Genomic DNA, 16,349 nt, shown 5'->3' on the forward strand with positions numbered 1-16,349 from the left:
ACCCGGAGTGGTGCCAGGTTATGAGCGCCTCCGGACCGGTTGGACCAAAACACCGGCTCATCCGTTGTTGTCGAGGAGCGCAGCTCTGAGTGACGGCAGCCATGCTCGCTCTGCCAAGTCTGAAGGGCCTGACAATGAGTTTGAACTTCGTTCGTCGTGGCCAAGGCCCAAGGCTCCTTCTGGTCCATGGTCTGGGTGGGACGTGGCGGTCGTGGAGCACGATCCTTCCGGCGCTGTCGCAGGCACGCGAGGTGATCGCGCTCGAGTTGCCGGGGCATGGCGAGACACCAGCAGCGGCAGACAGCGGCACTTTTGCCGGGCTCGCCGACAGCGTAGAACGCTTCATCCTCGAACAGGACTTGGAGGGGGTCGACATCGTCGGCAGTTCGCTGGGCGCGCGGATCGTGCTGGAGATGGCGCGCCGTGGCAGGGTCGGCGCCACGGTCGCCCTGGACCCGGGCGGCTTCTGGCGCGGCTGGGAGCGGACCTACTTCCGGACAACCCTCGGTGCATCGATCCACCTGGTCCGCGCCCTGGGACCCGCTCTGCCGACGCTCTCCCGGTCCGCAGTGACACGCAGCGCGCTGCTTGCGCAGCTCTCGGCCCGACCCTGGCGGCTCGACGATGAGGTCGTCGCGACCGAGCTGCAAAGCTTTGCCCGCACGAAGACCTTCGATGCTCTTGTGCGCGATCTCGCGGCAGCGCCCGAGCAGAAGGGACCGGCGGCCCACCCGTCGCGCCCGATCGTCATTGGCTGGGGCCGCCAAGACCGCCTGTGCCTGCCGCGGCAGGCTGCTCGCGCTCAGGAGGCCTTCCCGTCCGCCAAGCTGCACTGGTTCTCCAAGTGCGGTCACTTCCCCATGTGGGACCGCCCAAAGGAAACGGTGCAGCTCATCCTAGAGACGACGGCAGCCACCTGAGAGCAACTAGCGGGCCGGTCGTTGGACGTAGCTCCAGCAAATGAGGGAAGCCGCCAGGGAGAGAAAGGCTTGGTGGACGTCAGCCCGGCGCTCGTAACGGACCGTCAAGCGGCGGAAGCGGCTGAACCAGGCCAGCGTGCGCTCCACCACCCAGCGGTGCCGGCCTAAGCGCTCACTGTTCTCCACCCCGCGTCGGGCGATCCGGGCCTTGATCCGGCGTCGACGCAGGGCCTGCCGGCAGCGTGGCGCGTCAAAGGCCTTGTCGGCATGGAGCTTAGATGGGCGCCGACGCGGTCGCCCGCGCCCTTGGCGAATGGGCGGCACCGCGTCGATTAGCTCGTCGAAGACGCGGCTGCCATGGACGTTGGCGGCCGTGAGGCGGACGGCAAGCGGGATGCCGTTGGCATCTGTAATGACGTGCCGCTTGGATCCCGGCCGACCGCGATCCGTCGGGTTCGGGCCGGTGCGCTCGCCCCCCTTTTGGCGGCCACAGACGCGCTGTCCACGCAGGCTCGGCGCCAGCGAATGGCCACCGCTCGCCCGAGCCAGTCCAGAAGCATGCGGTGGAGCTGGTCCCACACGCCCGCTTCCTGCCACTCCCTTAAGCGCCGCCAGCAGGTCATGCCTGAATCGCAGTCCATCTCCTGCGGGAGCATCTCCCATGGGAGCCCAGAGCGAAGCACAAACAGGATGCCGGTCAGTGCTGCCCGGTCCGGCACCCGAGGTCGGCCTCCCTTGGGCTTGGGTCTCTCAGGCGGCAGAATGGGCTCGATGACAGCCCGCAGATCATCGGAAAGAGGAGGTCTCGCCATGCCGCTGGAATCGACACGGGACCACCCCGGTTCCAGGTTCTGTTAGGCGCTCTAAGTCCAGGAGGCCGACGGACGGTTGCCCGCGGCTCAGCGGCGGCCGCCCATGGCGGCGCGGCGGCGGGCGCCGTGGCCGGTGCGGGGCGCGCCTTCCTGTTCGAACAGATCGGCCAGCTGCTCGGTCATCGCGCCGGCGAGTTCCTCGGCATCGACGATGGTGACCGCCCGGCGGTAGTAGCGCGTGACGTCGTGGCCGATGCCGATGGCGAGCAGTTCGACCGGCGAGCGGGTCTCGATCTCCTCGATGACGGCGCGCAGATGCCGCTCGAGATAGTTGCCGGGATTGACCGACAGGGTGGAATCGTCGACCGGCGCGCCGTCGGAGATCATCATCAGGATGCGGCGCTGCTCGGGGCGGGCGAGCAGGCGGTTATGCGCCCAGATCAGCGCCTCGCCGTCGATGTTCTCCTTGAGCAGCCCCTCGCGCATCATCAGGCCGAGATTGCGCCGGGCCCGCCGCCAGGGCGCATCGGCGGACTTGTAGACGATGTGGCGAAGATCGTTGAGGCGGCCGGGTTTCTGCGGCTTGCCGGCCTTCAGCCAGGCCTCGCGCGACTGGCCGCCCTTCCAGGCTCTGGTGGTGAAGCCGAGCACCTCGACCTTGACGCCGCAGCGCTCCAGCGTGCGGGCGAGGATGTCGGCGCAGGTCGCCGCGACGGTGATCGGCCGGCCGCGCATCGAGCCGGAATTGTCGATCAAGAGCGTCACGATCGTGTCGCGGAAATCGGTGTCGCGCTCCATCTTGTAGGAGAGCGGCTGCATCGGGTCGATCACCAGCCGCACCAGGCGGGCCGGATCGAGATAGCCTTCCTCGAGGTCGAAGTCCCAGGAGCGGCTCTGCTGCGCCATCAGGCGGCGCTGCAGCCGGTTGGCGAGACGCCCGACGACGCCCTGCAGCGAGGCCAGCTGCTTGTCGAGGAAGGCCCGCAGGCGGTCGAGCTCGGCCTCGTCGCAGAGTTCCTCGGCGCCGACCGTCTCGTCGAAGGCCCGGGTGAAGACCTGGTAGTCGGAATCCAGCAGCTGGTTGGACAGCGGCTGGTGCGGCCGGCGCGTCTCGCCCGGCGTCTCGCTGTCCTGGCTGTCGTCCTCGGCGGGATCGTCGGCCGTGACCTCGGAGGATTCCGGCTCGGCCGTCTCCTGGTTCTCGCCCTCGGTCTCGCTTTCCTGCGGCATCGCCTCGTCGCTGCCGCTCTCCTTCTCGGAGCCGCCTTCCTCGTTGTCGCGGGTCTGGTTGTCGCCGGACTCCTCGTCGTCGTCGCTACCCTCGCTGTCCTCCGAATCGCCGAGCTCCTCGGCCATCTCCAGCGAGACGAGCATGTCGCGCAGCGCCCGGGCGAAGGACTGCTGGTCCTCGACGGTCTCCGACAGGCGGTCGAACTTGGTGCCGGCCTTGTCCTCGACGAAGTCGCGCCAGACGTCGACCAGCGCCTGGGCGCTGGGCGGCACCGGGCGGCCGGTCAGCCGCTCGCGCACCATCAGCGCCACGGCGTCCTCGATCGGCGCCTCGGCGCGGTCGGTGACGTCAGCGAGGTTGGAGCGGAAATACTTGTCCTCGAGCATCGCGCCGAGATTGTCGCCGACGCCTTCCATGGCGTTGGCGCCGATCGCCTCGCAGCGCGCCTGCTCGACCGCGTCATAGACGGCGCGCGCGCCCTTGCTGTCGGGTGCGAGGCTCGCGTGCATACGGGCGTCGTGGCGCGCCTTGCGCAGCGCCATGGCATCGGCGAGGCCGCGGGTGACGGCGAGATCGTTGCGGGTCGGCCGGCGGGTCAGCTCGGGCAGCTTGGCGCGGGTCCCCGACAGGCCGGGGCGCTCGGAGCCGAAGCTGACCTCGAGATCGGCCTCGCCGGCGATCGCCCGCAGGCAGCCGGCGACGGCGCGCCGGAACGGCTCGCGGTCGGCCGGCGGGGAGCCGGGGGGACGCTGGTTGTCGCCGATGCGGGATGCCATCTATATCAATCTATGCCGTTGATTAAGCGCGCTTGGTGCTCCGCTTCTTAAGCAGTTCGTTATTTTTCGCCATCCCATTGATTCCGTAATGGATATGCCGATGGCAATTCGGACATAATGCCGCGATATTATCAATTTCGTCCAATCCTCCTCTTGCCACCGGCTCCATATGATGACCCTCGAGATAAGGAATGTTGTTTAGACTCTCGAAGGGGCCTTGCTGTCACAGAGCTCGCAAACGCCTCCAGCTCTAATCAGAGCAAGTGCTCTGAGCGCAGCGCTCCGGTCAAACCTGGTAGCTAGTGAAGAGTTTGTTATTATTTTTTTAATCGAGTCTTGATCATAATTTTGTAAAATCTTGATAGTTTCCATTATATCGGGTGGGTTGATATCTTCAGGATCGGGATTTAGAAGAATAACTGGGTACTTATCCCCAGTTTTTCTATTTTCTCTGTAGATCGATATTCCGTACTCCTCCAGCGCTCTGCCGCTGGAATTGAAGTTTCTATAGCCGCCGCGCAACCTTTTGAAGGCAACGCCAGTATTGCGGGCATAAAGCAATCCTGCATATTGGGCTAGTATTTTTACCGGTACAAAAGTGTCGGAAATTTTTGCAAAATAGAATGCCGCTAGTGCGCGTTCACTTCTGCCAAGCTCTTTTAGGGCGTGGCCTATTCCATATGATGAAATCTGGAGGGAAGCCTCTTCGATCGCATCAGAGTAAGCTTTATCTCTCATGTGCGTCAGTCCAGAACGAGGTTCGCCGCCGATTCCGGCAGCTCCTCGCCAAAGGCGCGCTGGTAGAACTCCGCCACGAGCGGGCGTTCCAGGTCGTCGCACTTGTTGAGGAAGGTGAGGCGGAAGGCCATGCCGAGATCGCCGAAGATCTCGGCATTCTCCGCCCAGGTGATGACGGTGCGCGGGCTCATGACGGTCGACAGATCGCCGTTGACGAAGGCCGAGCGGGTGAGGTCGGCGACGCGGACCATCTTGGAGATGGTCTGACGGCCTTCCTTGCTGTCGTAGGTCCGTGCCTTGGCGGCGACGATCGAGACCTCGGTGTCGTGCGGCAGATAGTTCAGCACGGTGACGATCGACCAGCGATCCATCTGCGCCTGGTTGATCTGCTGGGTGCCGTGGTAGAGGCCGGTCGTGTCGCCGAGGCCGACGGTGTTGGCGGTCGCGAACAGCCGGAAGGCCGGGTGCGGGCGCACCACGCGACTCTGGTCGAGCAGGGTCAGGCGGCCGGAGGATTCCAGGACGCGCTGGATGACGAACATCACGTCGGGCCGACCGGCATCGTACTCGTCGAAGACGAGGGCGACGTTGCGCTGGTAGGCCCAGGGCAGGATGCCGTCGCGGAATTCGGTGACCTGCATGCCGTCGCGCACGACGATCGCGTCCTTGCCGACGAGGTCGATGCGGCTGACATGGCTGTCGAGATTGATCCGCACGCAGGGCCAGTTGAGCCGCGCCGCGACCTGCTCGATATGGGTCGACTTGCCGGTGCCGTGATAGCCCGAGACCATGACGCGCCGGTTCTTGGCGAAGCCGGCGAGGATCGCCAGCGTCGTCGGCTTGTCGAAGATGTAGTCGGGGTCCAGCTCGGGAACGTGCGGGTCGGTCTTCGAAAAGGCCGGGACGGTCAAGTCGCTGTCGAAACCGAAGGTTTCGCGGACGGAGATCGTGGCGTCCGGGAGGGGGGCCACTTCCAGTTCCGCTGCACTCATCATACCTCCAGAGGCCCGGTGCCCGTCAGGGCCGGCCGGGCCATGTCCATTCTCTGATGTTGCCCGCGCTCGAACGAGAGCGGGGTCGCCTGGTCGCGTTGCGGCCGCCGCGATCCGGGTGGGCCCGAAGCGGTCAGCCAGCGATTAGCAAAAGCCGGACTGCTTCAAAAGCTTGTAGGCCTGGATCACCTCGCGCAGCTTGTCCTCGGTGCTGCGGTCGCCGCCATTGGCGTCGGGGTGCAACTGCTTGACCAGGTTCTTATAGCGCCCACGGATGGCTTCGCCAGTCGCGTCGCGCTCGAGATCGAGGGTTTCGAGGGCCTTCACCTCCAGGGAGCGCAGCTTCGGCCGGCGCGCCGCGGTCTTGCGGGCGGCCGCAGCTTCCGCGCCGAACAGGCCGAACGGGTCGCGCGCGCGGCCGTTCCAGCGCCGGGTGCGGGCAGCGGTTGCAGCGCGGGCGGCGTCGCCCGCCGTGCCATTATGTCCCATCGTCCAGGTCGGCCGGTTGCCGGTGAGGCTGTCCTTCAGGTGACGCTGGATGTCCTTGTCGTTCATGCCGGAGAAATAATTGTACGACTTGTTGTACTGCCGGACGTGGTCGACGCAGAAATTCAGGTACTGGCCCTCGTGATCGCGGCCCATCGGGGCCTTGTAGATACCGGCCTGGTCGCAGCCTTCCCACGCGCATTCGGGCGCGCGCGGAGGCTCGCTGGGGCGTTTGCCTTTGACGCGGATCGCGTCGAAATATTTGGAGTCGAGTTTCATCACCGGCGATTATGGTGCTGCGGCATCGGCCGAACAAGAATTGACAGATCGGAAAAAGCCGGAAATTCAAGGGCTCCGGCTGTTTCGCGCAAGCTTCGCGGCGGCGGGACGAGGCGGCACAAGCCGGCAGCGGCAGCGCGAGGAGAGCCACAAGATGAGTACCCGGGCAACGATCGAGGCGAAACTCACCGAGGCCTTCGCACCCGAGACGCTGGCGGTGATCGACGAGAGTCACCTCCACGCCGGCCACCATCATGGCGGCAGCGACCACCACGCCGGCTTCGACGGCTCCGGCGAGACGCATTTCCGGGTGCGGCTGGTCAGCGGCGCGTTCGCCGGCAAGAGCCGCCTCGAACGGCACCGGGCGATCAACGCCGTGCTGCGCGACGAGCTGGCGGCCGGCGTCCACGCGCTGGCCATCGAGGCGGCTGCGCCAGGCGAGCCGACGCGGCGCTAGGCCGCGGCGCGGCAGACGCTTCGGCCCAGTACCGACGAAGCATGTATGAACCGTGATGCATGATGTCCTGTACGTCACCATCGAGGTGTGGTAGCTTGATCGGACCGTAATCCGACAGGCGTGCCCGATGATCACCTCCGCCCAGATGCGTGCCGGCCGGGCGCTGCTCGGTCTCGACCAGCGCCAGCTGGCGGCGCTTTCCGGGGTCTCGCTGCCGACCATCCAGCGCATGGAGGCGAGCGAGGGCACGGTGCGCGGCGTCGTCGACACGCTGGAGAAGGTGGTCGCGGCCTTCGATGCCGCCGGGATCGAGCTCTTGTCCGAGCATGTGCCGAGCCGCGGCAGCGGACGCGGCGTCCGGCTCAAGCAGGCGGCAAACCCCGAGGCGGGGCTCGGCTGACGCCATGACCGCGACCGAGGCAACCCCGGAGCTGGACCGCGCCGAAGGCGAGGGGCCGGGGTACGCCGCCTCGCCGCCGATCAGCACCCGCGAAATGTTCACCCCGAAGCTGGTGACCGCCTTCCGCGAAGGCTACGGCCTGCCGGCGTTGAAGGCCGACGCCGTCGCCGGCCTCACTGTCGCGATCGTGGCGCTGCCGCTGTCGATGGCGATCGCCATCGCCTCCGGCGTCTCGCCAGACCGGGGCCTGACCACGGCCATCGTCGGCGGCTTCCTGGTGTCGCTGTTCGGCGGCAGCCGCTTCCAGATCGGCGGGCCGGCCGGGGCGTTCATCCTGCTGGTCGCCGCGACCGTCGCCGTGCACGGGATCGAGGGGCTGATCCTCGCGACCTTCCTCTCCGGGCTGATGCTGGCGGCGCTCGGCGCCCTGCGGCTCGGCACCTTCATCAAGTACATTCCCTATCCGGTGACGGTCGGCTTCACCGCCGGCATCGCCGTGGTCATCGCCGCGACGCAGCTGAAGGAGTTCATGGGTCTGACGCTGGGCGGCCCCGAGCCCGGCGAGTTGGTCGAAAAGCTCTTCGCGCTGGCCAAGGCCCTGCCGACGCTCGACCCGCCGACGCTCGCCATCGCGCTCCTGACGCTGGCGCTGATCGCCCTGGTGCGCCGGTTCCGGCCGCACTGGCCGTCGCTGCTGATCGCCGTCGCTGCCGCGTCGATCGCGGCGACCGCGGCGGGGCTCGACATCGCCACGATCGGCAGCCGCTTCGGCGGCATCCCGTCGTCGCTGCCGATGCCGCGCCTGCCGGTCTTCTCGCTCGACCTGCTGGTCGCGGTGCTGCCGGCGGCGGTGTCGTTCGCGCTGCTCGGGGCGATCGAGAGCCTCCTGTCGGCCGTCGTCGCCGATTCGATGAGCGGCCGGCGGCATCGCTCGAACTGCGAACTGGTGGCGCAGGGCATCGCCAATGTCGGCTCCTCGCTGTTCGGCGGCTTCTGCGTCACCGGCACGATCGCGCGGACCGCGACGAATGTGCGGGCCGGCGCCCGCAGCCCGGTCGCCGGCATGCTGCACGCGGCGTTCCTGCTGGTCTTCGTGCTGGTGGCGGCGCCGCTCGCCGCCTACGTGCCGCTCGCCGCGCTCGCGGCGGTGCTCCTGTTCGTCGCCTGGAACATGGCCGAGCGGCACGAGGTGTTCAGCCTGCTGCGCAGCTCGCGCGGCGATGCGCTGGTGCTGACCGTTACCTTCCTGCTGGTGATCTTCCGCGACCTGACCACCGGCATCGTCGTCGGCTTCTCGCTCGGCGCTCTCCTGTTCCTGCACCGCATGGCCGGCGCGGTGACGGTCGAGGGCGGGCATGCGCCGCTGGTCGAGGCCGACCGCGCCGACGGCGACCGCGAGCCGGGCGAGGCGCCCTACGGCGAAGGGCTGGTCAGCGATCCGGAAATCTTCGTCTGCCGGATCTCCGGCGCCTTCTTCTTCGCCGCCGCCGGCAGCGTCGGCGCCGTGCTCGACCGCATCGCCGAGCGGCCGCGGGCCTTCGTCCTCGACATGGCGGAGGTGCCGTTCCTCGACAGTTCCGCCGCGGCGACGATCGTCGGCTTCGACCGCAAGGCGCGGCGCGACGGGGCCATCGTGGTGATCGCCGGGGCAGGGGAGGCCACGCGCCGGCTGCTCTCGGTCCACCAGGAGAAGACGGCGCCGCCGCTGCGCTTCAGCGCGTCGGTGGCGGAGGCCGTCGCAGCGGCGCGGGCGGCCTTGGACGCAGCGCCGGCCAGCTGACGACCGGCAGTTCCCCGCCGGACGGCTGCCGGTCAGTCGCGCCGGCGGTCGGCGGCGGCCAAATCGTCGGAAGCGGCGGGCGTTTCCTCGGGGAGGGCAGGTGTATCGTCGTCCGGGGCCGGCCGATCGCCGGCTTCCGCCCAGCCGGAGCCCTCGTCGGCGCCGGCGGCCTCTTCCTCGTTGACCTCGACCAGATCGTCGTAGCCCTCGTCGTACGGTTCCCCGTCGGCGGCCTCCGACACGGCGACCGCCCCGGCGCCGGGGCTGTGGGCCCCGAGCTTCTTCGGCGGCACCAGGATGGTCGCCGGGCGGATGCGCAGCTTGGCGATGCGGTTCTTCTCGCGCTTCAATACGGTGAAGCGCTTCTGGAAGAAGGTGAAGGCCTGGCGCTCCTCCGGAATCGTCTGGGTTTCGTGGATGACGAGACCGGCGATGGTGACCGCCTCGTCGTCCGGCAGGTTCCAGTCGAGGGCGCGGTTGAGGTCGCGGATCGGCACCTGGCCGTCGACCACCACCGACCCGTCGGCCTCGGTGGTGACGCCCTGCATGTCGAGATCGTGCTCGTCGGCGATGTTGCCGACGATCTCCTCGAGGATGTCCTCGAGCGTGATCAGGCCCTCGACCTCGCCATATTCGTCGACGACGATGGCGAAGTGGCCCTTGCGGCGCAGGAAGGCGTTGAGCTGGTCCTGCAGCGTCGTGGTCTCCGGCACGAACCACGGCGGGTTGCAGATCTTCATGATGTTGATCCGCGACGGATCGTTGTCGACTTCGTGCAGGGCGCGCAACAGGTCCTTGGCATGCACGACGCCGACGATGTTGTCGTAGTCGTTCCGCCAGATCGGCATGCGCGTGTAGGGGCTTTCGAGGATCTGGCGCACGACGTCGGCCGGGGCGTCGTCGCCGTTGACCTGCCGCATCGAGGTGCGGTGGACCATCACGTCGGAGACTTCCAGCTCGTGCAGGTCGAGCAGGCCGCCGAGCCGGTTGCGGTCGGCGTTGACCAGCGAGCCCTCGCGGTGGAGCACCTCGACGGCGCCGCGCAGCTCCTCATGAGCGGTGAGCAGCGAGGCGCCGGATTCCAGGCTGACCCCGAACATCGCAAGGATGCGCCGGACGATCCAGTTGATCACCCCGGTGAGCGGGCCGAACAGCATGACGATGATGCTGACCGGCCGGGCGATGGCGAGGGCGAAGGTGTCGGGCCGGGCGATGGCCGCCGATTTCGGCAGGACCTCGCCGAAGATGACGACGATGATGGTCATCGCGATGGTCGCGTAGATGACGCCGGACTGGCCGAACAGGCCGAGAAAGGCAGTGGTCGCCAGCGACGAGGCGAGGATGTTGACGAGGTTGTTGCCGATCAGCAGCGCGCCGATCAGCCGGTCCTTCTTCTCGATCAGCGTCTGGACGAGGTTGGCGCGGGCGTCGCCGTTCTTGGCATGGCTCATCAGCCGGGCGCGCGAGGCCGCGGTCAGGGCGGTCTCGGAGCCGGAGAAGAAGGCCGAGATGCCGACCAGGACCACGACGATGGCGAGCATGATCCAGAGCGTCGCGGTCATCGGGCAAGTTCCTCGGCGAGAAAGGCTTCGACGGCGGCCGGGTCGACGTCGGAGGCGACGAAGGCCCGGCCGATGCCGCGGGTCAGGATGAAGGTGAGGCGGCCCCTCTCGACCTTCTTGTCCTGGGCAATGCCGCGCATCAGCTCGGCCACCGTCAGCGGCGCACCCGGAATGGCGCCGATCCGCACCGGCAGGCCGGCGGCCTCAAGATGCGCGGCGACTCGCTCGGCGTCCGCCGGCGGGCAGAGGCCGAGCCGGGCGGAGAAGCGGTGGGCGAGGACCATGCCGATGGCGACGCCCTCGCCATGGACGAGCCGGGATGCGTCATAGCCGACGGCGGCCTCCAGCGCGTGGCCGAAGGTGTGGCCGAGATTGAGCAGGGCCCGGCTGCCGTGCTCCTCCTCATCGGCCGCGACCACCGCGGCCTTGGCCTCGCAGCTGACGCGGATCGCCTCGCCGCGCCCGGCGCCGCCGCCGAACACGCTACCGAGGTCGGACTCCAGCATCTCGAAGAAGTCCGGCCGGTCGATCAGCCCGTACTTGACCATCTCGGCGTATCCGGCGGCGAACTCGCGCGGCGTCAGCGTGTCGAGCAGGGCGGTGTCGGCGAGGACCAGCGAGGGCTGGTGGAAGGCGCCGATGAGGTTCTTGCCGCGCGGCGAGTTGATGCCGGTCTTGCCGCCGACGGAGGAATCGACCTGCGCCAGCAGCGTCGTCGGCACCTGCACGAAGCGCATGCCGCGCCGCACGATGGCGCTGGCGAAGCCCGCGAGGTCGCCGATCACGCCGCCGCCGAGCGCGATTACCGCGTCGCCGCGCTCCAGCCGCGCGGCGAGAATCTCGTCGACGACCCGGGTGAGCTGCTCGAAGGACTTGGTCTTCTCGCCGGCCGGCAGGACGATCTCGACATGCTCGATGCCGGCGGCCCGCAGCGCCACCGACAGGCGGGTCAGATAGAGCCGGCCCACCGTCTCGTCGGTGACGATCGCGGCGCGGATGCCGGGAAGCCGGGCGGCGATTTCCTCGCCCGCCGCGTCGATCAGGCCCGGCCCGATCAATATGTCGTAGGAGCGGGCGCCGAGATCGACGACGACGCGACGACGCGACGCTGCGCCCTGGGGCTCGGCGCCGAAGGCTGCCTCTCGCTTCATCGCGCGAATTCCTCTTCGAGATGGTGGTGCAGCGCCTCGACGATTTCGGCGGCGATCACCTCCCGCTTGACGTTGCGGGTACACACGGTGATGTCGGCTGTAGCATAGACCGGGTAGCGGGCCGCCATCAGGTCGCGCATGACGGCTTCCGGATCGGGCGCCTGCAGCAGCGGCCGGCCGGCCCGCCGGCCGACGCGCTCCATCAGCGTCTCGAGATCCGCCTTCAGCCAGACCGTCACGGTCTTCTCGGCGAGGATCGCGCGGGTCTCGGCGCGCATGAAGGCGCCGCCGCCGGTCGCCAGCACCTGCGGCCCCTCCGCCGCGAGCCGGGCGATGACCCGCGCTTCGAGGGCGCGGAACTCCGGCTCGCCATAGGCCTCGAACAGTTCCGGCACGCTCATCCGCGACACTGCCTCGATCTCCGCGTCGCTGTCGCGGAAGGGGATCGACAGATACGTCGCCAGCTTGCGGCCGACCGTCGTCTTGCCGGCGCCCATCAGCCCGATCAGCGTCACCGAACGGTTCTCGAGACGGGAGAGGACGGTGGTCGCTGCGTCGGTGGGCTGCTGCCTGCTCATCGTGCCTTTCGCCGCATCCGCATCCCGGCGCGCGCGGCACTCGCACCGGTTGTCGCCGCTCCTCCGTTCCGGCGCCGGTGCCGGCCCGCTTGCGTTGCCGCTCATTCCCACTAGAAGCGACGGGTCATTGGGACATCATCCAGAGCGAGTGCGCCAGACCGCGATGCCGACCCTCGTCCGCCTCCTGACGACGCTCCTGATCGTTGCCGGCATCATCTACGGCATCATGGCGGCGCTCGTCTACTTCGTCGAGCCGACCCGCCGGGAGATGATCGTCGACGTGCCGCTGCCGCAGATCGAGCCGGCGCCGGCGCCTGTTCCCGACACCGGCGGGCTGCGGCCGTGAGCCCGGCCGGGACGCTGGCGGGGCGCGATTCCGCCGACATCGAATCGTTCCTGGAAATGATGGCGGTGGAACGCGGCGCCGCCGAGAACACCGTCGCGGCCTATCGGCGGGACCTCGAGGACGTGGCGGGCTTCCTCGCCGGGCGGGGCGGGTCGCTGCACGAGGCCACGACCGACGCGATCCGCGCCTATGTGGCCCGCATGGCGGCACGGGGCTTTGCCGAATCCAGCCGCTCGCGCCGGCTGTCGGCGCTGCGGCAGTTCTATCGCTTCCTGTTCGCCGAGGGCGGGCGCAAGGACGACCCGACCGGCCCGATCGAGGGGGCGCGCAAGAAGCGGCCGCTGCCGAAGATCATGAGCGAGGACGAGGTCGACGCGCTGCTCGACCTGGCGGCCGCCGACGCCGCCGACCCGGCGCTGGCGCCGGGCAAGGCCGTGCGGGCGGCGCGGCTGCACGCGCTGGTCGAGCTGCTCTACGCCACCGGCATGCGCGTTTCGGAACTGGTCAGCCTGCCGCGTTCGGTGCTGCGCTCGAAGAACCGCATGATCGTCGTGCGCGGCAAGGGCGACAAGGAACGCATGGTGCCGGTCGGCGAGGCGGCGCGGGAAGCGCTGCAGCGCCTGGCCGAGACGATGCACGTTGCCGGCGTCGGCGACGGGCCCTGGCTGTTCCCGGCGCTGTCGGAAAGCGGCCACCTGACCCGCCAGGCCTTCGCGCGCGACCTCAAGGCGCTGGCCGCGCGGGCCGGCATCCCGGCGGCGCGGATCTCGCCGCACGTCCTGCGCCACGCCTTCGCCAGCCATCTCCTGAAGCACGGCGCCGACCTGCGCTCGGTCCAGGAACTGCTCGGCCATGCCGACATCTCGACGACGCAGATCTACACCCACGTGCTCGAGGAGCGGCTGATCCGCCTCGTCACCGACCATCACCCGCTGTCGGCGCAAAGCCGCGATTGATACCAAGTCCCAAGGGTTTTCTTGACAAGGCTGCGCCCGGTCGCCAGTTTCCGCCGCGAAGCACACCTCCAAGCAGAGCTTTCGGCAGGCGCGGCCCCGGGGCCGGACAGGCCAGCCTTGCAAACCGGCCGGTTGCCGCCCTCCGGCCGACAATCCAAAGGACGGCCAGAGCCGCGTATCGGATGCACAATTACCTGGATTTCGAGAAGCCTGTCGCCGACCTGGAAGGACAGATCCTCGAGCTGAAGAAGATCGAGTCGAGCGAGAACGCGGTCGACGTGACCGAGGAAATCGAGCGGCTGGAGAAGCGGTCGAGGGACGCGCTTGCCGACCTCTACCGCAAGCTGACGCCCTGGCAGAAGACCCAGGTGGCCCGTCATGCCGACCGGCCGCACTGCCTCGACTACCTGCAGCGGCTGATCACCGACTTCGTGCCGCTGGCAGGAGACCGGTTCTTCGCGGAGGACTACGCCGTCATCGCCGGCTTCGGCCGCTTCGACGGCCAGCCCGTTGCCGTCATCGGCCAGGAGAAGGGCAACGACACCCAGACCCGCCTGAAGCACAATTTCGGCATGGCGCGGCCGGAGGGCTACCGCAAGGCGGTGCGGATCATGGAACTCGCCGAGCGCTTCGCCATCCCGGTGCTGACGCTGGTCGACACCGCCGGCGCCTATCCGGGCATCGGCGCCGAGGAACGTGGCCAGGCCGAGGCGATCGCGCGTTCCACCGAAGCCTGCCTCAATCTCAAGGTGCCGCTGGTCTCGGTGATCATCGGCGAGGGCGGTTCGGGCGGGGCCATCGCCATCGCGACGGCGAACAAGGTGCTGATGCTCGAGCACGCGATCTACTCGGTGATCTCGCCCGAGGCGGGGGCCTCGATCCTCTGGCGCGACTCCACGCGCGCCCGCGACGTCGCCCAGGCGATGAAGATCACCGCGCAGGACCTGAAGGAATTCGGGGTCATCGACGAGATCGTCCCGGAGCCGCTGGGCGGCGCCCACCGGGCCGCCGAGGACGCGATCGACACGGCGGCGGCGCATGTGCGCCAGGCCTTCGCCGAGCTCGCGCCGCTCGATGGTGAGTCGTTGCGGCGACATCGGCGGGAAAAGTTCCTCGCCATCGGTCGCAATCTCTGAGCCTGTTGCCGGCCGGCAACGGACTTCCCTTCCGGCATTTGCCAAAATGAAGCCACGCTCGGGGGTCAGGAGAATGGGGTCCCGACCTGCCGGGCGGGCATTGGGCTTAACGGCTTCTTAAGGCGGCAGCAGCAAAGTCGCCGGAAGTCGCGATGGGAACTCCGGTCTGCCGGAGGGTCGCCATCGCAAGGATCCGGATCGTGCGGGGTGCGCACCGGATCGAAGGGGACGGCGCCGGCTAGAGCGCCGTATGCGATAGGGGACTGAGGGGATGTTTATCCGACGCCTCGTGACGGCGGCCGCACTTGCGGCGAGCCTGTTTGCGCTCTCCGCCTGCAAGTACGAGGACCTCGTGCCGGCCAACGCGCCGCTGCCCGCCGATCTCGTCCGCGCCATCAGCGCGCAGGGCATGGGCGTGAACTCGCCCGTCCTCGTCCGGCTCTACAAGGAAGAATCCGAACTCGAGATCTGGAAGCAGAAGACCGACGGCAGCTATGCCCTGCTGAAGACCTACGAGATCTGCGCCTGGTCCGGAAAGCTCGGGCCGAAGAAGAAGGAAGGCGACCGCCAGGCGCCGGAGGGCTTCTACACGGTGACGCCGGCGCAGCTGAACCCGAACTCGAACTTCCACCTCGCCATCAACATGGGCTACCCGAACGCCTATGACCGCGCCAACAACCGCACCGGCAGCCATCTGATGATCCACGGCTCGTGCAACTCGTCCGGCTGCTACGCCATGGACGACGAGCAGGTGCAGGAGATCTACACGCTCGCCCGCCATTCCTTCGAAGGCGGCCAACGGGCGTTCCAGATCCAGGCCTATCCGTTCCGGATGACCCCGAAGAACCTCGCCCGCCACCGCAATTCCGAACATTACGAGTTCTGGAAGATGCTCAAGCTGGGCTCGGACCATTTCGAGATCACCAAGCGGCCGCCGAATGTCGGCGTCTGCGAGAGCCGCTACATCTTCGACCAGAGCGCCGAGACGGTCGCCAACCTGTCGCCGAACGGTCCGTGCCCGGTGTTCCAGACGCCGGCCGAGATCGCCGCCAAGGCAGCCGCCGACGCCGCGCACGAGGAAGAGATCGCCGCGCGGCTGAAGCCCAGCGAGTTCGCCAACACGACGAGCTTCACCTACCGCACCGGCGACCCGATCACCGCCGACGCCTATGCGCAGGAGCAGCATCGCCGCGAGGGATACGACCGCGACGGCAACCGCATCGGCGGCAGCCGGTCGAGTTCTTCCCGCGGCGGGTCGATCTTTTCGGGCTTCCTGAACTGAAGCCAGGCGGGCGGACCGGCTCCGGCCGGCCTTCGCCGACAACCCAGACCGGTTGCCCGCACGTGTGAGGGCAGACCTCCGGCCGCCAGCCGGCCAGGCGTCTGCCCCGAGTAAGGGAAACGCCGCGATGTCCCAGACCTTCCATCAAGCCGATGCCGCCGCGCAGCGCGTTCCTCCGACCGGGGACGCTGCCGCGATCGGCGACTATCTGACGGCTCCGCCCAGCCGCGAGGCGCTGGCGGAAATCCTGCGGATCATGGGGGCGCGGCCGCGCGACATGCTGCGCCGCCGGGGAACGCCCTATGCCGAACTCGGCCTCGACGACCCGGCGCTCAGCGACGAGGAAATCCTCGAGGCGATGATCGCCAACCCGATCCTCATTGACCGCCCGGCCGGACTGCCGGCCTGAGCCGACCGCCCCGCCGGCCTGCCCTTCGCGGGCTGCCGGCGGGGCGTCATGCCGGCGC

The 16,349-nt window shown here is 68.3% G+C and carries 18 protein-coding genes; 9 read left to right on the forward strand and 9 right to left on the reverse strand.

What is annotated here, in order from left to right; translation table 11 throughout:
* Positions 1 to 134 precede the first annotated feature (134 nt).
* On the forward strand, positions 135 to 920 hold the full coding sequence (locus LXB15_RS01820) for an alpha/beta fold hydrolase (protein WP_233953022.1): 786 nt from the start codon (positions 135 to 137) through the stop codon (positions 918 to 920).
* A gap of 6 nt (positions 921 to 926) precedes the next feature.
* Here the strand turns inward: LXB15_RS01820 and LXB15_RS01825 are convergent.
* The 6 genes from LXB15_RS01825 to LXB15_RS01845 form a co-directional block, all read right to left on the reverse strand.
* Positions 927 to 1,732, reverse strand: a protein-coding gene (locus LXB15_RS01825; RefSeq protein WP_233950595.1) for an IS5 family transposase whose coding sequence is annotated in 2 segments (ribosomal slippage) — positions 927 to 1,402 and positions 1,402 to 1,732 — 807 coding nt in all. Because the reading frame shifts where the segments join, the coding sequence is not laid out codon by codon here.
* 87 nt (positions 1,733 to 1,819) lie between these two features.
* A complete protein-coding gene (gene cobT, locus LXB15_RS01830; RefSeq protein ID WP_233950596.1) occupies positions 1,820 to 3,739 on the reverse strand; it encodes a cobaltochelatase subunit CobT in 1,920 nt (639 codons plus the stop codon).
* A 22-nt stretch (positions 3,740 to 3,761) separates the two neighbouring features.
* Positions 3,762 to 3,932 carry an HNH endonuclease gene (locus LXB15_RS21055; RefSeq protein WP_370640204.1) on the reverse strand — a complete coding sequence of 57 codons (171 nt, stop codon included), beginning with the start codon at positions 3,930 to 3,932 and terminating at the stop codon, positions 3,762 to 3,764.
* 5 nt (positions 3,933 to 3,937) lie between these two features.
* Positions 3,938 to 4,477 carry a hypothetical protein gene (locus LXB15_RS01835; protein WP_233950597.1) on the reverse strand — a complete coding sequence of 180 codons (540 nt, stop codon included), beginning with the start codon at positions 4,475 to 4,477 and terminating at the stop codon, positions 3,938 to 3,940.
* Between the two features lie 5 nt (positions 4,478 to 4,482).
* On the reverse strand, positions 4,483 to 5,472 hold the full coding sequence (gene cobS / locus LXB15_RS01840; RefSeq protein WP_233950598.1) for a cobaltochelatase subunit CobS: 990 nt from the start codon (positions 5,470 to 5,472) through the stop codon (positions 4,483 to 4,485).
* A gap of 141 nt (positions 5,473 to 5,613) precedes the next feature.
* The gene (locus LXB15_RS01845) at positions 5,614 to 6,234 is read right to left on the reverse strand and encodes a J domain-containing protein (RefSeq protein ID WP_233950599.1); all 621 of its coding nucleotides are present in this window, start codon (positions 6,232 to 6,234) and stop codon (positions 5,614 to 5,616) included.
* 154 nt (positions 6,235 to 6,388) lie between these two features.
* Here LXB15_RS01845 and LXB15_RS01850 point away from each other — a divergent pair, with 154 nt between their 5' ends.
* The 3 genes from LXB15_RS01850 to LXB15_RS01860 all read left to right on the forward strand — a co-directional run bounded on the left by LXB15_RS01850 (position 6,389) and on the right by LXB15_RS01860 (position 8,871).
* Positions 6,389 to 6,691 (forward strand): BolA family transcriptional regulator, encoded by a 303-nt coding sequence (locus LXB15_RS01850; RefSeq protein WP_233950600.1) that lies wholly within the window; start codon positions 6,389 to 6,391, stop codon positions 6,689 to 6,691.
* A gap of 127 nt (positions 6,692 to 6,818) precedes the next feature.
* Positions 6,819 to 7,091 carry a helix-turn-helix domain-containing protein gene (locus tag LXB15_RS01855; RefSeq protein ID WP_233950601.1) on the forward strand — a complete coding sequence of 91 codons (273 nt, stop codon included), beginning with the start codon at positions 6,819 to 6,821 and terminating at the stop codon, positions 7,089 to 7,091.
* Positions 7,092 to 7,185: 94 nt separating this feature from the next.
* Positions 7,186 to 8,871, forward strand: a complete 1,686-nt coding sequence (locus tag LXB15_RS01860) for a SulP family inorganic anion transporter (RefSeq protein ID WP_233953023.1) — start codon at positions 7,186 to 7,188, stop codon at positions 8,869 to 8,871.
* Positions 8,872 to 8,903: 32 nt separating this feature from the next.
* Here the strand turns inward: LXB15_RS01860 and LXB15_RS01865 are convergent, their stop codons facing one another.
* From LXB15_RS01865 to LXB15_RS01875, 3 genes are read right to left on the reverse strand one after another with little or no spacing between them, the layout of a single operon-like run.
* Entirely contained in the window at positions 8,904 to 10,433 is a 1,530-nt protein-coding gene (locus LXB15_RS01865; protein ID WP_233950602.1) for an HlyC/CorC family transporter, read from the reverse strand.
* Positions 10,430 to 11,584 (reverse strand): 3-dehydroquinate synthase, encoded by a 1,155-nt coding sequence (gene aroB / locus LXB15_RS01870; RefSeq protein ID WP_233950603.1) that lies wholly within the window; start codon positions 11,582 to 11,584, stop codon positions 10,430 to 10,432. The genes LXB15_RS01865 and aroB overlap by 4 nt, the downstream gene beginning before the upstream one ends.
* Positions 11,581 to 12,162, reverse strand: coding sequence for a shikimate kinase (locus tag LXB15_RS01875; RefSeq protein WP_233950604.1), 582 nt, complete (start codon positions 12,160 to 12,162; stop codon positions 11,581 to 11,583). The genes aroB and LXB15_RS01875 overlap by 4 nt, the downstream gene beginning before the upstream one ends.
* A gap of 163 nt (positions 12,163 to 12,325) precedes the next feature.
* Between LXB15_RS01875 and LXB15_RS01880 the strand changes: the two genes are divergently transcribed.
* The 5 genes from LXB15_RS01880 to LXB15_RS01900 all read left to right on the forward strand — a co-directional run bounded on the left by LXB15_RS01880 (position 12,326) and on the right by LXB15_RS01900 (position 16,291).
* The gene (locus tag LXB15_RS01880; protein WP_233950605.1) at positions 12,326 to 12,508 is read left to right on the forward strand and encodes a histidine kinase; all 183 of its coding nucleotides are present in this window, start codon (positions 12,326 to 12,328) and stop codon (positions 12,506 to 12,508) included.
* On the forward strand, positions 12,505 to 13,464 hold the full coding sequence (locus LXB15_RS01885; protein WP_255696640.1) for a site-specific tyrosine recombinase XerD: 960 nt from the start codon (positions 12,505 to 12,507) through the stop codon (positions 13,462 to 13,464). The genes LXB15_RS01880 and LXB15_RS01885 overlap by 4 nt, the downstream gene beginning before the upstream one ends.
* A gap of 182 nt (positions 13,465 to 13,646) precedes the next feature.
* Positions 13,647 to 14,600, forward strand: a complete 954-nt coding sequence (locus LXB15_RS01890; RefSeq protein ID WP_233950606.1) for an acetyl-CoA carboxylase carboxyltransferase subunit alpha — start codon at positions 13,647 to 13,649, stop codon at positions 14,598 to 14,600.
* Positions 14,601 to 14,871: 271 nt separating this feature from the next.
* Positions 14,872 to 15,882 (forward strand): L,D-transpeptidase family protein, encoded by a 1,011-nt coding sequence (locus LXB15_RS01895; protein ID WP_370640153.1) that lies wholly within the window; start codon positions 14,872 to 14,874, stop codon positions 15,880 to 15,882.
* Between the two features lie 127 nt (positions 15,883 to 16,009).
* A complete protein-coding gene (locus tag LXB15_RS01900) occupies positions 16,010 to 16,291 on the forward strand; it encodes an ArsC/Spx/MgsR family protein (RefSeq protein WP_233950607.1) in 282 nt (93 codons plus the stop codon).
* The last annotated feature ends 58 nt before the right edge of the window (positions 16,292 to 16,349 follow it).

The sequence above is a fragment of the Aurantimonas sp. HBX-1 genome (genome assembly GCF_021391535.1).
Lineage (GTDB): Bacteria > Pseudomonadota > Alphaproteobacteria > Rhizobiales > Rhizobiaceae > Aurantimonas.

What these genes read in the sequence shown, in the direction of transcription:
- cobT (WP_233950596.1), bottom strand. Translation starts at nt 3,739, where the DNA reads ATGGCATCCCGCATCGGCGACAACCAGCGTCCCCCCGGCTCCCCGCCG.
- LXB15_RS01875 (WP_233950604.1), bottom strand. Translation starts at nt 12,162, where the DNA reads ATGAGCAGGCAGCAGCCCACCGACGCAGCGACCACCGTCCTCTCCCGT.
- LXB15_RS01900 (WP_233950607.1), top strand. Translation starts at nt 16,010, where the DNA reads ATGTCCCAGACCTTCCATCAAGCCGATGCCGCCGCGCAGCGCGTTCCT.
- LXB15_RS01845 (WP_233950599.1), bottom strand. Translation starts at nt 6,234, where the DNA reads ATGAAACTCGACTCCAAATATTTCGACGCGATCCGCGTCAAAGGCAAA.
- LXB15_RS01820 (WP_233953022.1), top strand. Translation starts at nt 135, where the DNA reads ATGAGTTTGAACTTCGTTCGTCGTGGCCAAGGCCCAAGGCTCCTTCTG.
- LXB15_RS01895 (WP_370640153.1), top strand. Translation starts at nt 14,872, where the DNA reads ATGTTTATCCGACGCCTCGTGACGGCGGCCGCACTTGCGGCGAGCCTG.
- LXB15_RS01890 (WP_233950606.1), top strand. Translation starts at nt 13,647, where the DNA reads ATGCACAATTACCTGGATTTCGAGAAGCCTGTCGCCGACCTGGAAGGA.
- LXB15_RS01865 (WP_233950602.1), bottom strand. Translation starts at nt 10,433, where the DNA reads ATGACCGCGACGCTCTGGATCATGCTCGCCATCGTCGTGGTCCTGGTC.
- LXB15_RS01855 (WP_233950601.1), top strand. Translation starts at nt 6,819, where the DNA reads ATGATCACCTCCGCCCAGATGCGTGCCGGCCGGGCGCTGCTCGGTCTC.
- LXB15_RS01880 (WP_233950605.1), top strand. Translation starts at nt 12,326, where the DNA reads ATGCCGACCCTCGTCCGCCTCCTGACGACGCTCCTGATCGTTGCCGGC.
- LXB15_RS01860 (WP_233953023.1), top strand. Translation starts at nt 7,186, where the DNA reads ATGTTCACCCCGAAGCTGGTGACCGCCTTCCGCGAAGGCTACGGCCTG.
- aroB (WP_233950603.1), bottom strand. Translation starts at nt 11,584, where the DNA reads ATGAAGCGAGAGGCAGCCTTCGGCGCCGAGCCCCAGGGCGCAGCGTCG.
- LXB15_RS01850 (WP_233950600.1), top strand. Translation starts at nt 6,389, where the DNA reads ATGAGTACCCGGGCAACGATCGAGGCGAAACTCACCGAGGCCTTCGCA.
- cobS (WP_233950598.1), bottom strand. Translation starts at nt 5,472, where the DNA reads ATGATGAGTGCAGCGGAACTGGAAGTGGCCCCCCTCCCGGACGCCACG.
- LXB15_RS01835 (WP_233950597.1), bottom strand. Translation starts at nt 4,477, where the DNA reads ATGAGAGATAAAGCTTACTCTGATGCGATCGAAGAGGCTTCCCTCCAG.